Source organism: Streptomyces sp. NPDC057445 (assembly GCF_042802855.1).
Lineage (GTDB): Bacteria > Actinomycetota > Actinomycetes > Streptomycetales > Streptomycetaceae > Streptomyces.
In genome coordinates, this window is sequence record NZ_JBHVDH010000024.1 from 64,907 (window position 1) to 79,221 (window position 14,315).

General features: G+C 64.1%; 11 protein-coding genes. 5 read left to right on the top strand and 6 right to left on the bottom strand.

What is annotated here, in order from left to right; all coding sequences use genetic code 11:
• Nucleotides 1-6 precede the first annotated feature (6 nt).
• Nucleotides 7-1,206 (bottom strand): hypothetical protein, encoded by a 1,200-nt coding sequence (locus ACFU5O_RS32180; protein WP_384245800.1) that lies wholly within the window; start codon nucleotides 1,204-1,206, stop codon nucleotides 7-9.
• A 258-nt stretch (nucleotides 1,207-1,464) separates the two neighbouring features.
• Here ACFU5O_RS32180 and ACFU5O_RS32185 point away from each other — a divergent pair, with 258 nt between their 5' ends.
• Together ACFU5O_RS32185 and ACFU5O_RS32190 are read left to right on the top strand one after the other, a co-directional pair.
• The gene (locus ACFU5O_RS32185) at nucleotides 1,465-2,748 is read left to right on the top strand and encodes an MFS transporter (protein WP_384245802.1); all 1,284 of its coding nucleotides are present in this window, start codon (nucleotides 1,465-1,467) and stop codon (nucleotides 2,746-2,748) included.
• A 124-nt stretch (nucleotides 2,749-2,872) separates the two neighbouring features.
• On the top strand, nucleotides 2,873-3,928 hold the full coding sequence (locus ACFU5O_RS32190; RefSeq protein ID WP_384245803.1) for a hypothetical protein: 1,056 nt from the start codon (nucleotides 2,873-2,875) through the stop codon (nucleotides 3,926-3,928).
• A 205-nt stretch (nucleotides 3,929-4,133) separates the two neighbouring features.
• Here the strand turns inward: ACFU5O_RS32190 and ACFU5O_RS32195 are convergent, their stop codons facing one another.
• Entirely contained in the window at nucleotides 4,134-4,919 is a 786-nt protein-coding gene (locus ACFU5O_RS32195) for a hypothetical protein (RefSeq protein ID WP_384245804.1), read from the bottom strand.
• A gap of 711 nt (nucleotides 4,920-5,630) precedes the next feature.
• Here ACFU5O_RS32195 and ACFU5O_RS32200 point away from each other — a divergent pair.
• The 3 genes from ACFU5O_RS32200 (at nucleotide 5,631) to ACFU5O_RS32210 (ending at nucleotide 10,591) form a co-directional block, all read left to right on the top strand.
• A complete protein-coding gene (locus ACFU5O_RS32200; protein WP_384245806.1) occupies nucleotides 5,631-7,550 on the top strand; it encodes a condensation domain-containing protein in 1,920 nt (639 codons plus the stop codon).
• A 96-nt stretch (nucleotides 7,551-7,646) separates the two neighbouring features.
• Nucleotides 7,647-8,012 carry a cupin domain-containing protein gene (locus ACFU5O_RS32205; protein WP_384245807.1) on the top strand — a complete coding sequence of 122 codons (366 nt, stop codon included), beginning with the start codon at nucleotides 7,647-7,649 and terminating at the stop codon, nucleotides 8,010-8,012.
• 44 nt (nucleotides 8,013-8,056) lie between these two features.
• Complete coding sequence (locus ACFU5O_RS32210; RefSeq protein WP_384245809.1) at nucleotides 8,057-10,591, top strand: amino acid adenylation domain-containing protein; 2,535 nt, start codon at nucleotides 8,057-8,059, stop codon at nucleotides 10,589-10,591.
• 251 nt (nucleotides 10,592-10,842) lie between these two features.
• Here the strand turns inward: ACFU5O_RS32210 and ACFU5O_RS32215 are convergent, their stop codons facing one another.
• The 4 genes from ACFU5O_RS32215 to ACFU5O_RS32230 all read right to left on the bottom strand — a co-directional run bounded on the left by ACFU5O_RS32215 (nucleotide 10,843) and on the right by ACFU5O_RS32230 (nucleotide 14,133).
• Entirely contained in the window at nucleotides 10,843-12,177 is a 1,335-nt protein-coding gene (locus ACFU5O_RS32215; RefSeq protein ID WP_384245810.1) for an FAD-binding oxidoreductase, read from the bottom strand.
• 137 nt (nucleotides 12,178-12,314) lie between these two features.
• Nucleotides 12,315-12,533: an MbtH family protein gene (locus ACFU5O_RS32220; RefSeq protein WP_384245811.1), complete on the bottom strand. Its 219-nt coding sequence runs from the start codon at nucleotides 12,531-12,533 to the stop codon at nucleotides 12,315-12,317.
• 53 nt (nucleotides 12,534-12,586) lie between these two features.
• Entirely contained in the window at nucleotides 12,587-13,861 is a 1,275-nt protein-coding gene (locus ACFU5O_RS32225; RefSeq protein ID WP_384245812.1) for a condensation domain-containing protein, read from the bottom strand.
• Nucleotides 13,861-14,133, bottom strand: coding sequence for an acyl carrier protein (locus ACFU5O_RS32230; RefSeq protein ID WP_384245813.1), 273 nt, complete (start codon nucleotides 14,131-14,133; stop codon nucleotides 13,861-13,863). Before ACFU5O_RS32230 ends, ACFU5O_RS32225 begins: the two co-directional genes overlap by 1 nt.
• Nucleotides 14,134-14,315 lie beyond the last annotated feature (182 nt).

Here is a 14,315-nt window from a genome sequence, read left to right on the forward strand (position 1 = left end):
TGGTTCTCAGGATTTCCGCTGGGTCGAGCTCTTCGAGATCGCCGTGGCGAGCCAGTGGCGCCAACGTGCGCCGAACTCCTGCGCTCCGTAGCCGGTGGTGCGTTCGTCCAGGAGAAGACGGGGCTGAAGCTCCCCCTCGTGAACTGCCGTGGCCGCAAGGAACTTGCACATCTCGGGAGGGCGGGTCTCGGTCGACGCGACCTCTGTGGCCGGCACCCCGGCGATGTGCACCGTGCGCTCAGCGCCGTGCGTATGGCTGAGCATCGCCGTGACCGATCCGGTGAACGTGGAAGAGAAACTGGTGACCGCGATAAAGGGCACATCGGCGTGATCGATCTCCCTGTACCAACTCCTGAGGAAGCCGTCCGGGGAGTCCGGATGCTGCTGGAGGCCAGGGGTGTCGAGAGAGATGACCGTATTCATGAAACACCCGACGACATCGGCAAAAGCGGCGTCCCGCCCGCCCCACGGGTAACCGATGACGGTGGGGCCCGGCTCGGCCACGTCGCGTAGAGCACGATGAATCGCGTAGAGAACATACGGGAACAAGGAACCCCGGAACGAACGCGGGACGGCGACGCTCGGGAGCCGCTCGACGGGCTGCACGCGGGTAGGACTGATCACAGCCTGAGGTAATTCCCCGGCTGCCTCCAGGCGATCTGCCCAGAACTTCAACCCGGGCCCATTCGCGGCTCGTTCTTCAAGTCCGTTTCGAGCACCGACGGCTGCTTGATACCGCGCCCCTTCGAGGCCGTCCGGGTTCGCACGGGAAGCCAGTTGCTGTTTGATGAGCAGCATCGACTTCTCGTCGACCATCGCGTGATCGAGAACCAGGAGGAGGTGGTCGTCCTGGGGTGAGCGTATGAGGCGCGCCGCCATCGCCGCACCGTCCAGAGCGGACTCGAATTCCTCGATCTCCTCTGTCATGCACCCGGATACGTCGTCAGCGCTTGCCGCGTGGAGCTCGGCGAAGTCGCATGGCTCCGGGTACCACTCCTGGTAGGCAGTCCCGCGAGAGAACCCGACCCGGTAGGACAGCGCCGGATTGCACAGCAGCACGGACTCCAGCACTTCGCGCACATCCGCCGCCGACAACTGGCACGGAGGTGTGCGGAACACCAAGGTGACCGTCCCTCGACGGCCTGAGCGCTGCGCGGCCAGGGCGAATGACAACTGCGCGCTCAGTAAGGGGAGTCTCTCCCTCATGCGGTCCCCTCGTTTTCGGCGGTAGGCAGCGGATTTGCGACCCCGGACAGACCCGGTGGCAAGAATGCAGAAGTGTGACCTGCCGCCTGGGGCAGTGGGCGAACGTCTCGATAAGTATGGCGGGTTGAGCAGCAACGGCACCGCTCCCGTCCGCCGAACTCGCACTCAGTTTGCCTTAACTCAGGCTCTCCATAGTCCTAACAAGTAACAGGACAGGAGCTCCAACTCGTGCCAACTCGTCATGCTACGTTGCCCGTCATGACGGAAGTGGCGAAGGATTTGCATGACACCGGGGATGAGACCGACAGCTCGGGCCTATGGCGGCATCGCGATTTCATGCTGCTGTGGAGTGGCCAGACTCTCAGCGAGACAGGGTCGGCGGTCACCCGAGTGGCTTTGCCTCTGGTTGCTCTTGTCGTGCTCGACGCCAGCACGTTCGAGGTCGGTTTGCTGACCGCCGCTACCACACTGGCGTTCGCGGTGATCGCTCTGCCCGCGGGTGCGATCGTGGACCGTCGTCCCAAGCGCTCCATCATGATCGTCTGTGATCTGCTGCGCCTACTGATCATCGGCTCGATTCCGCTGGCTGCCGCGTTCGATGTCCTGACCATGGGGCAGCTCTACGTGGCCGCTGTCGCGGCCGGTGTGTGCACCGTGTTCTTCGACGTCTCCTACCAGAGCTACCTGCCTTCGCTGATCCGCGCCGAAGACCTCATGGCCGCCAACGGCAAACTGGGCACCACCCAGTCGTTGGCGCAGCTCGGCGGACCGAGTCTGGGTGGCGGGCTGGTCGGCCTTCTGGGGGCCGCCTCGGCGCTAGTCGCCGACGTGATCTCCTATGCCGTCTCATCACTGGCGATCGTGGGCATCCGCCACCGTGAGGGACCGCTGCCCGCGCCGACGGCAGAAGAGCCGCTGAGGCATCGCATCATGGAGGGCCTCCGTTTCGTCTTCGGTCACCCGATCCTGCGGCGGATCGTCATCTGCACCAGCGTCAGTAACCTGTTCGCCGGCGTCACTTCCGCTCTGGCAACGGTGTTCGTGGTCCGCGTTCTGCACGTGAGCCCCGCGATGACCGGTCTGATCCTGGCCGGATCGGCAATCGGCGGGATCGCCGGCGGGCTCTTCGCCGGCAGGCTCGCCACGAGTATCGGTTCGGCCCGGATCATCTGGGTGTCGATGCTGGTGTTCAGCGCGCCGCAGGTCATCGCGGCGGCCGCCTGGGAGGGTTGGGGAGTCCTGTTGTTCCCGCTGGGCTGGGGCATCACGGGCTTTGCCTTCATGGTCTACAACATCGCCCAGCTCAGTTACCGGCAGTCGGTCACCCCGCCCGATCTGATGGGCCGGATGAACGCGGCCGTGCGCTGGGTGGTATGGGGCACGCTGCCGCTCGGCAGCGTCCTCGGCGGAGCGCTGGGGACCCTGATCGGCGTACGCAACGCGCTCCTGGTGGCCTTCATCGGCACCTGGGCGGCCGGCTGGTTCGTGTTCTTCTCTCCACTTCGTCATATGCGCGACATCCCCCAAAGCCCCGTACGGTGACGAAGCTTCGCGCCGCCCGCCAACGAGGACGTCAACGCATCCCGACGTCGCCCTGATACGTGAGATGGACTGCTCGAACTGATCGGCACGTGCTGGTCGGACACCAGAGGGTAAGGGCTGAAACATGACCATGGGCTTTTCGTTGGCTATCGCGGACTTCGACCAGAAGCAGTTTGACGCGCTCGACACCAAGACCGGGGCCGCGTCCTCGTACAGCCGTCTTCGTCAGCAGGAGCAGGACGCCAGATGGACCGGTCGCTATCTCGGATGGCATGAAGGCGATGTTCTGAAGGCGGCCATTCCGATATACCGGTACCGCATGCGATCGTGGCCCGATCCGTCGTACGACCCTGCTTCCTGGGGGATGCCGGGCGCGGTCGGTGACGAGTGCTCACCGGGGAACTCCCTGATGGTCGGTGGGTGCATCGACCGGCGGACAGGCTTCCATGTCGATGAGGAAGCCAGGACCCCGGGCCAGTTGCGCCGGCTCCTGGCCGAAATCGCCAAGGTTGCCGCCGACGAGGACCTGTGTTTGGTATTCCCCTACATGTACCTCGAGACGAAAGAGGCGCTTGACGATGCGACCAGTGGCCGTATCGTCTGGGCGCAACTGGACCGGGAAGCCCACCTGTTCGGCCTGGCCGACCCGGAGTGGGAGGCCGGACTCCCGGCCAGGACCCGGTACAGGCTGCGCCGGGACCAGCGCACGATCGCCAAAGTGCCCATGAGGGTGGCCGAGGCTTCTTGGGACGAAGTCGATTCCTGGGCCTCTGAGTTGATTGCACAGCACAGCACCGCCAAGGGCCAGGAGCTACTGCCCGAGTTCGTCAGTGACCGACTCTCCATGTGGCAAAGCAACCCCGATGTCGACCTCATGGTGTTCACCGCGGAGGCAGCAGGCCTGCGTGGGGTGCAGACGGTCCTGCTCTGGGGCAACGAACTGGAGGTCTACGAAATCGGATTGAGCGGTGAAGAGAGCGAGCAGCGTTTCGCGATGTACCTCAACTTGCTCTTCCACCTGCCGATCCAGTACGCACGAGCGCGTGGGGGGATCGAACACATACGTCTCGGAACCAAGTCGGAGACTCCGAAGTCGCGCAGAGGGGGAGTGTTCCAGGCATTGCACGGCGGCGTGCTCGGCTTTGCCGATACCAAGCGACTGGCCAGGGGCGAATTCTAGGAAGTCCCGGTTTGAGCCAGTCGGTCGTTGGTCCAGGTGTGCCGTGGGGACGGATCCGAAGCGGCGCTGATTGAGACCGGCACGCAGCGGGTGTAGCTGTGCGGCCTCACCCGCACGCGGCCGGGGCCAGCGAACAAGGGCCCCGGCCGGTGTGCCGTCAATCAACGACCGTCAGTCGGCGGCCGTCCGGCGGGTGACCGTATGGTCAGGAATGCAGCGCCCTCCAGCGCTTGGTGTCAGGGAGGAGGTGGAGGTGCTCCTCCCTGACCAGGTCGAACCTGAGAGCAAAGGCGACCAGGGCCTCGCGCTTGGAGTGCATGCGACCCCCGTCCAAGTATTTCGCCCACTGACTGACCGGTAGCTTTTGGTCAGTCAGGTAGTCGATGTGGTAGTTGATGCTACTGCGGTTCGCATCCCTGAACTGTTTGATTCCTTTCAGCCTCTCGACCACCTCTTGGGCCGAGGGCACGGCCGCCATGGAGGAGCCTCGCAGACGAGGCTCGCACAAGGCGACAAGGACGGCGAAGTATTTGCTCTCCGTATCCAGCTTGGTCAATGCGGACTGGCTCACTGTGGTGGCCACGTCGTTTTCGAGCATGCGGGGCGGGGGAGTGAAGACGATGACTTCACTCAAGCTCGCTCCGTAGGGAATAAGGATTCGCGATATTTCGAACGGTATCACCATGTCCACCATGCGAGGACGCGCTTTTACCAGTTCCGTGCCGCCCTCTAGGTTCTCGATCACGAAGGTGGTGCTGGTAGTGAAATTTGAGAGGAAGAGGTGATGGTCGGACACCTCGAACGCACCGATACTGGGCATGGCGTCGGGCTGGAACTCCCCGGTGTATCTGGATAGACCGAAGTTGAGCCGGTCGTCGACGCCGAGTTTGATTCGCTTCTTGGTGCTCTTGGCGCTTCTGGCGCCTGGACCGCGCGTCTTGTTTCGCCACATCAGGATCACTTCTAAGCCGGATTTGATCTTGGTGTCCATGAAGTTCGTCCCCATTTCTGCGATGATCTTTTGGATGTGCAGAGCGTGTCGGATGCCGATCAAATGTACGTTGAAGGGCATTCCCGACAGGCGCTTCAGGATGGTATGGGTGCACTCCTGTGAATGCGGCTTCTACCGATGCGCTTCACCTGGAGATCCCACCCCTTGCTGCAATTGCCGATCGTGTTGTTCTGGTGGTTTGTGAGCAAGGCCTCATCGAGAGACTCTTGACTACTGCATGTAGATGGAAGCGGGCCCCTGGATGTGGGCGCAACCAAGTATTTTTATAGCCGCCTGCGATAGCGCAGCATGCGATCGCGCTTCGGCCTTGAGTGGATGATCTTCACTCCAGGTGGTCGGCATGTCAAGCAGTTATTGAGACTTCCAAGGGTTCGGCGGTTGCAACATGAATTAAGTCAGACATTTCTTTGAATGCATCTGAAGCCGGATTCGCTAATGGATTTCCGCACTTCGAAACTTCATTGAAGTAAATTTTCTGACTCCTTCACCTCTTGCCCCTTATTGTGCAGCAGAACGGAATATTTCTGCGTTTTGTGCACTTTCCTGCCGATCAAGATGAATACACCACTCCAGCCGCGGCAGGCCGGGTGGTCGGGCCATCGCCCCGGCACCTCGTCCAGAAGCCAGCGGGCCCCCACCCACACCCAGGAGCTCCTGCACCACTTCGACACGGTGTGACGGAAGAGCGCCATGAGCCACACCCGCCGGCAGTCAGGGGGCAGCGCGGGCTCGATGGAAACGGAGAAACATCCATCCGCCCAGTTCATCGGCTGCATCTTCATCCGCTGCCGGTCAAGGGACAACTGTCATGCGATGGACTGGCAGCGAAGTGCTGACAGGTATCAGTACCGGAGTACTGCCTGTGCGCCTGCATACTTGGCACAGTCGTATCAAAAGGAGCCCGGTGTGTTCCCGCTCAGCACGTCACAACAAATCGTTTGGCTGCAGCAGCAGGTAGTTCCTGACAGTCGCGCCTATCACGCGACCGCGGTCGTCAACTTCCGTGGTGAAGTCGATTCCGCGGTGCTTCGAAAGTGTCTTGTGGAGGCGGTCGGTCGGCATGATGCCATGCGGATCCAGATATGCGACGAGAACTCCATAGTTGCCTCTCAGGAAGTCGTGGAGAGTCCTCACATAGAGATTCCTGAGCATGACCTGCGGGGTGCTGAGGATCTTGAGGGGACGCGGCAGCGACTTCTTCACCGACATGTGCACACCGAATTCGACCTGCACACCGCTCCGCTGGCGCGCTGGACCTTGGTCCGTGTGGCGGAACACCACTGGCAGCTCTTCTTCACTGAGCATCACCTTATACACGACGGTAGGTCCACGGTCGGATTCCTCACCGACGTGCTCGAGCAGTATTCAGCAGAGCTGACTGGTCGAAGTTGCACGGTGGAACCTGCGCCTTCTTATGAAGAATATGTGGCGTACATCGGCAGCGAGGAACACCGTGCGCGTGTCTCTTCCGACGTCAAGTGGTGGCGAGAAAAGCTTGACAGCGCGGACTTCGGCATCGAGTTTCCGGGGCTAGGTGCTCGGCGATCGGAAATGTTCGATCACCGCGGAGCGCAGTATCGGCAGGTTCTTCCTGCCGATCTCATGGACCAGATGCGTGCCGTGGCCCAAGAGGACGGCCTCACCGTCTTCGCCGCGCTGCTGACGGTGTTCGCCGAGCTCTGCCGTCGCTACTCAGGTAAGAACGATCTCGTTATCGGCATGCCGATGGCCAACCGTCCGGTGGGGTTCGAACGTACGGTCGGCATGATGGTCAACACCGTACCGGTCAGATTGGCCGTCGAGCCCGAAACCCCTTGCAGCGACGTGGCACGTGAGGCCATGGATGCGATCTTCGATGCGATCGACCATGAGTCTGCTCCGATCCAGGAGGTCGTGAAAGCTCTCAAGCGCAGCAGCAAAGGGCTAGGCAACCCCCTCTTCAATTTCATGTTCGGCATGCATGACGGGCCGTGTCCGACGGTCGAGATTTCTGGCCTGTCGGTTGACATGGAGGTTGCCCTGAGTGCCGAGAGCACAAAGTTCGACCTCAGTGTCGTCGTGATGCCCGACAGGGTCCGCCATGACGACTACGGGAATCACGGCTACGAACTGGTCTGGGAATACTCAACCCAGCTCTTCGGCGCGGAAGACATCAAGCTGCTGTCCGAGGGGTTCGGGGCCATTCTCCGTGCGTATGTGGCGCACCCGTCCAAGCCGATCGGCACTCTGGCTCCTGTCGAGGTCGCGCCGTCGGTGCGGGCCGGCCGTGATGAGCCTGAGCCCACGGTGCGCGGGAAGGCCGATGAGGCCGAGGCCGCCGTCGAGCCCGGCGCTACCCGGCCGGATGCGTCCGCCGACGGTGGAGAGCCTTCCGCCCTGCTGTGGCTCCAGGCGTTCCGCGACATCTTGGAAGACGACGACATCTGCGAAGACACCGACTTCTTCCAAGCGGGTGGCCACTCGATGCTGGTCCCGGTTCTGCTGGCGCATTACGAATCACTCTCCGGATGGCGGCCTCCGACCGGTCTGCTCTTCGAGTTCTCCTCTCCACGGGAACTCGAAGCGGCGTCTGCGGCGCGCCATTGGGCGACCCCTGAGCTGCAGCGCTGACGGCGGGCCGACCAGCCGTCGTGATCACACAGGGCGCCAGGGGTATGAGCGGCAGCCGTGCCCCTGGCGCCCGCGCCGTCGAGGAGGTACGCACCCATGGGAAAGCACAAACACACGGCCGAAGAAGGAAACAGGTTCAGTAAGCACGGAATCGACTTGTCTGTTTACGGTCACTCCGCCCCGTCGGCGACAGTCGCTCGGGTGGAGGTGCAGCGGGGGCATTTCCAAGAATTCGTCAACCAGAGAAGTACCTATATTTACTATGTGATCAGCGGGCAGGGCGTGTTCTATCTGAATGGCGAGGCGGTCGCCGTTCGTGCAACCGATCTGATCGCGGTCCCGCCGGATACGCGAATATACTATTTCGGCGCCATGGAGATGGTTCTCACCGTGACACCCGCATTTGATGAGAAGGATGAAAAGCACGTCAGGTTCATCAGTGAAAGTGAGAGCCCTTATTAATTCCTCTGCCGCCGGGCAACACTACGAGTTGGATGGAAACTGGCATGCCGACCACAGATGACGCCGTACTGCTCGCTGAGCATTGCTCACGCACCCTGGACTCGCTGCCGAGTGAACTGGCACTGCCGACAGACCGTCCGAGGTCGTCTCGAGCCTCGTCGGTCATGGAAGTGCACCGCTTCGAAGTCGCCCCCGAGACTCATGCTCTCGCGGTGGCCGGGGAATCAGGGGAGGCGTTGCAGACGATGCTCTGCGCCGCCGTCGCCGCCGTTCTGACCCGGCTGGGAGCCGGCGCCGACATCCCGATCGCCGTTCCGGCATTGGCACAACCCGGTGCTCCGCAGAGCGGCGCGGCGCATTTCCTCGCGCATCATCTTGTGCTCCGGATCGACACATCGGGCGATCCGACTCTGCAAGGGCTGCTCGCGCGGACGAATGAGGCCGACCGCGTCGCCCGCGCGATCCACGACGTGCCTGCCGAGCAGTTGGCCCGGATCATCGACCTGAAGCAGTACGCAGGGCGCAACCGGTTGGTTCAGGTCCAGGTGATGGTGAATGACGAAGTCACGCCGGTAAGCGGCGCGGCTGGGGCGTCCGGGTTCGACCTTGCCATCGGCTTCACCGAACGCAGTCAAGGCGCTCAGGGACCGGTCGGCATGGTCGGTGAAATCGCGTACGACACGGGCTTGTTCGACAACGCGACCGTGATGTCCCTGGCGGATCGTCTGGTCCGAATGCTCAGGGCGTTCGCCTCCGAACGGGATACCGCGCTGTCCCGTGTGGAGCTGCTCTCGGGCCCGGAGCGCAGGAAGCTGCTGCAGACCTTCAGCGGCGCGGAGCACGTGGCGGGCGAGCACACGCTGGTCGAGCTGTTCGAGGCGCGGGTCGTGTCGACGCCGGACGCGGTGGCGCTGGTATACGAAAAAGATGCGCTGACCTTCGCCGAACTGAACTTCCGGGCCAACGCCCTCGCTCATGCGCTGTTCGCAGCAGGCCTCCGGCCGGAGGAGCCGGTCGCCATCCTGATGCACCGGTCCATGGAGACCATCGTCGCCGTTCTGGCCACGCTCAAGGCCGGCGGCTGCTACCTCCCCCTGCACCGGGCTCATCCGGCGGAACGCATGCTCGGCATCATGGACGCCGCGGATGTCCGGATCATGCTGACCGATGCGTCGCACGCCGGCCACGAGGCGACGCGGGGCATCGCCAGGCCGATCGTCGTGACCGGGGACACCGAGGACGGCGCGCCCACCGGCAACCTCGACCGCAAGCCGCTGCCTGAACAGGCCGCCTACCTCATGTACACATCGGGTTCGACCGGTGTTCCCAAGGGTGTCCTGGTGCCCCACCGCAGTGCGGTCTGCCTGGCGCTCGACAGTTCCCTCCAGGAAGCGGTGCTGGAGAGGATGCTGGTGCAGTCGCAGCTGGCGTTCGACCCGTCGACCGGAGAGATCTGGGGGCCGCTGCTCAGGAACGGACGACTGGTGATCGCCCCGCCCGGCGACCTGGACGCGCAGATCGTGAAGGGAATCGTCGAACGCCACGCTGTGACCGGAGGCTTCTTCGCCGGTGGCCTGTTCAAGATGCTCGTCGATGACGCGGCGGATGTGTTCAGCGGCATGGCCGGTGTGTACACCGGTGGTGAGGTGCTCTCCCCGGTGGCGTTGCGCAAGGCACTGCAGGCGTCTCCCGGCCTCGTGGTATGCCCCCAGTACGGACCCACCGAGGCCACTCTGGCCGTCACGTGCCACGCCCTGGACCAGGCAGACCAGGTGCCGGGTGACGTTCCCCTCGGCCGGCCGATGGACAACAGGCGAATCTACGTGCTGGACGAACACCTCAATCCTGTGCCGCCGGGAACGGTCGGCGAGTTGTACCTGGCCGGCGAGGGCCTGGCCCGGGGCTACGTCGGTGACCCCGCTCTGACAGCTGAGCGGTTCGTCCCCGACCCGTTCCACGGCGAGGGCGCACGGATGTACCGGTCGGGGGACCTGGGTCACTGGACTCGCGACGGTGTCCTGATCTTCGCGGGTCGCACCGACGATCAGGTCAAGGTGCGGGGATACCGCATCGAGCTTGGTGAGGTCGAGATCGTCTTGTCACGACAGGAAGGGGTGCACAAGGCAGCGGTCGTCGTCAGGCGGGACCAGCCGGGCGACGAGCGTCTCGTGGCCTACGTCGTACCGAGCGGGGAACGGGCACTGAACCGGGCGGCACTGGCCGAAGCGGCACGGAAGACGCTGCCCGCATACATGGTGCCCGCCGCGATCGTCGTGCTTCCTGAACTTCCGCTGACGTCGAACGGCAAGCTGGACCGCAGGGCACTGCCGATGCCGGACTACGGTGGCGGGGCCGGATGCGTTGCTCGCACGGTCGACGAGGATAGGCTGTGCGCCATGTTCGCCGAGATTCTGGGCCTTGAGGAAGTGAGCGTCGACGAGGGGTTCTTCTCCCTGGGCGGCGACTCACTGCTGGCGACCCGGCTGAGGACCAGGATCCGGACCGACCTCGGTGTGGACATCAAGGCGCAGGTACTGGTCCGCAATCCGACCGTCGCCGAACTCGCACAGCTGATCTGACTGTCCGGCGGCAGTTGGCCTCGTCTCGCACGGCTCGGAAGGGAGGGGGAACCATTCAAGTGGGCTTCCCTCCCCGACCGCGGTCGCGGAGCGCGTGATGTCCCGCACGGCCGGACTGACGGTGCTGGGCTGTGCGGGAGCCCCGCGCGAAGAAGGCGCCATCCCGGGTCGGACGGCGCCTTGGCCTGGCGGGGACGGGTCCCGGGCCGCCCTTGAGCGATGCGGCGGAACCCGGGGCCCCGGAGCGCGGGCTACTGCGCGGGCGCCCCGAGGTAGCCCGGGAAGCGGCCTTCCGGGTCACGAACGGAGCGGATTCGCTGGAACTCCGACCAGGCCGCGTCGGACATGATCCGGTCGGGCCGGACGGTGAGGTCACTGTCCCCCAGATAGCAGCCGGCCGAGTACGGAGTCACGCGCCCCATGGCTTCGTCCAGCCAGGAGCGGCACCGGGTGTCTTCCTCCGGGGTTTCGCCGATCACGTACGCCGCGAAGTACAGATCGCTCTGCACCGACAGAGACATGTGGGGCCGACGGCGGCGCAGCAGTGGGGTGAAGTCGCCGAGTACGGTGAAGGTTTTGGGCGTCGGCAGGTCGCGGAAGGCGGGCACCAGCGCCGGGACCAGCTCGGAGGAGGAACCGGCGAGGAAGGCGTTGTCCGCGAAGTAGCGGTGGTAATCGGGGTTGGACCTCAGTTGCGCGGACTGCAGGTCGGCGAAATCCACCTGCTGGGCGGTGCTGACGGCCAGTACCTTGCCCACTACCGGGCAGGTTTCGAGGGCGGCAAGCGACGCCGGTCCGCCGTCGAACGAGACGGCGTCGACGATCAGTACCGGAAAGTCAGCGCCGGGCGGAGTGCAGCCGACGGCGGCGAGTTCGACGAACGACGGCAATGCACGGCGCGCGGTGCAGTACCAGTCCAGGACCTCGGGGGCCAGCTCGACAGGGTAGACGTAGGTGGACTGGGTTAGTTCGCGGAACCGGGGGCGGGTACGCAGCCGGAACTCGGTGACCACGCCGAAGAAGCCGGGCCCCGACCCCCGCGCCGCCCAGAACAGGTCGGCGTTCTCCGACTCCGAGCACCGCACCGGTTCGCCGCCGGCGGTCACCACGTCCATGGACTCGATGGACTCCGCCGCCCAGCCCCAGCCCCGGCAGTTCCAGCCGATGCCGCCCTGCAGCAAGAAGCCGCCCATACCGACCGTGGGTGCGTGGCCGACAGAGAAGAACCGGCCGTGCCCGGCGAGATACGGGTCGAGGTCGAGCCCGCCGCGCACCGCGGGGCCGACCGCCACCGTCGCGCTTACGGGGTCGTAGGACATCCTGGTGAACAGGGCCAGGTCGATGAGCAGGGTGTCCTCACGCAGTGACCAAGCGGCCCAACTGTGCCCGCCGGAGCGGACGGCGACCTTCCACCCCTCGGCTGCCGCCAGTCTCACTCCCGCCGCCACATCAGCGGTGTCGGCGGCACGCAGCACAGCCGCCGGCCGCCGCGACGGCCGCCGGTGGTTGAAGAGGCGCGAAGCCGCGGCGTCGTCGAACCCTGTGTCACCCTTGCGCCAGAAGGCCCCGGTGAAAGCAGTCCTCATAATGCGATCCCCAAGTCGGTCCGCACGCCGTGCGGATCAGTAGAGACGTGCTCGGGCAGCTCCAGGGCCGTCTGCCCGGACTCGTGAACGCGCTTCTGCCCCTTTGTGGATTTCGGTGCCACCGGCTCCATCCGCTGTCAGGCGGCGGTCCCCTCACTGCCGGACAGGCTTCGGCGCAAGCTCACAGGCCTCATGTCCACCCAGGAACGTTCGATATACGCAAGGCACTCCGCCTTCGAGCCGCGGCTCCCCACTTCGAACCAGCCCGGGGGTAACTCCCGCTCGGTCGTCCAGATCGAGTACTGCTCTTCGCTGTTCCGCACCACGCGGAACTCCCGTGCGTCAGTGTCGAACATGCCACTCCTTCAGCCTCAAGAAAAAGGCACACCGCTTCAGTTTTTCGGTGTCCCTAGCTGCCTGACGGCAGGACGTACCGCTCGGCCTCCGCCAGGAGTTGTGCCACGTCGGCGTCAGGGAAGCGGGGCTCGTTGTAGTACGCGACGAGCTGTGGCCTCGTCGCGTACAGGTTCCAGGAAACGACCACGGTTTCCAGGGCACGCTTCCCACCGGGGATGTCGAGCTCCAGGTGCTCCGCCTCGGTTCCGGTGAAGGGCGGCATGTCGTACGAGGACGGCGGCTCCTCGTTCAAACTGACATACAGCCCGGCTGCCCGGTCCGCCTCCATCAGGGTCTCGTTCCAGTACCGGCCGGCGACCAGGAACGGAATACTGTATTCGAACACGTCATGAGTACGCAGGAAGACTTCGCGGGCCGTTTCCAGCGGACTTTTGACCTCCTGTCCGAGGTGCAGCGGCACGGTCTGGACGAACAGCCCGACGGTCTGCGCGGTACCCGGCAGCATGCGGCCGTGCTGGTTGACGGAGATTCCCGGCAGCGGATCGCCGGTGACTGCCCGGGCAGCCGCGAGCACACCGGCAGTGGCAACGGCGAAAGGGGTCACCCGGGCCCGCACCGAGGATTCGTGCAACCGTGTCTTCGCATCCGTCGGAAGCTCCCGGGTGATCACCTTGGGCCGGTACTCATCGGTACGGCCGGTACCGACCGAGAAAGGCGGGGGAAGCGTCCCGAACTCCTGGGTGTAGGACAGCCAGAACTCCCGGCACTCCTTGCCCCACACGCCCGCGAACATGCGGCGCTGTTCCGAGGCGAAACTCTGGTAGCTGCTGCTCGCATTCGGGACGTCGCCGACGTCGCCGGCCAACGCAAGGTTGTAGAAGCGGGTGAAATCTGTTCGGATGCGCGCCCAGGAGGCGAGATCGTTGATGATGTGGTCGATGGCGATCCCGAACAGGAATCTTCGCTCGCCGCACTGCACGATGGCTACGCGTGAGAATCCAGGCCCGTCCAGGCTGAAGGGAGTGCCGATGAAGCGGCGCATCAGGTCGAGTGCCTCCGCGTCGGTCGCGGCGGTGTGCAGTTCCACGTCGTTCAGTGCGTCGTCGTCCGTGCACGCCTCCTCCGGGGAAACGTAGATCCGGCGAAGCACGTCATGGCGCAGGCACACCCTTCGCCATGCATCGCGCACCGCGGCGATATTCAACTCCCCGGTCAGCCACATGGTCATGTGGTGCAGATTGTGCCAATCCGCGAATTCTCCGGTCAGCCGGGCCATCTCCATCAATGACGTGGGTCCCCGGGAGAGATTGGCCTGGGTCATCGCCATTATTCACCTCCTGGGGTGAGTTGATTGCGCAACTCACTCTCCAGGAAATCAGAAAGGCCTCGCGGCGAAGTGTGGGAAAACACGTGCCGCAGCTTCACGTCGATACCGAGAACATCATGGATCCGGCCAGTGATCTGCAGCACATGCAGCGAAGACCCACCGTTCTTGAAAAGATCGGAGTTCTCATCGAGGGCAGGATTTCCGAGAGCCTCGCGCCAGATTTCCGTCAGGGCCACGATGCGATCCGGTTCTTTTTTGTCCTGCGAAGTCACGTCGAGAGCTCCTCACAGCGGCTGGTCGATATTCCGGTACGGCACTCGCAAGTGCGGGGGGACCACGCTAGCGATCGACCGGGGGGACCTGTACTGACATCAGTCAGGATCACGCCGGACTGGCCGCCCCAACCGCGATCGCTTCGGCCGCCACGCAGCCTCGGCCGCCGATCGACGTGGGG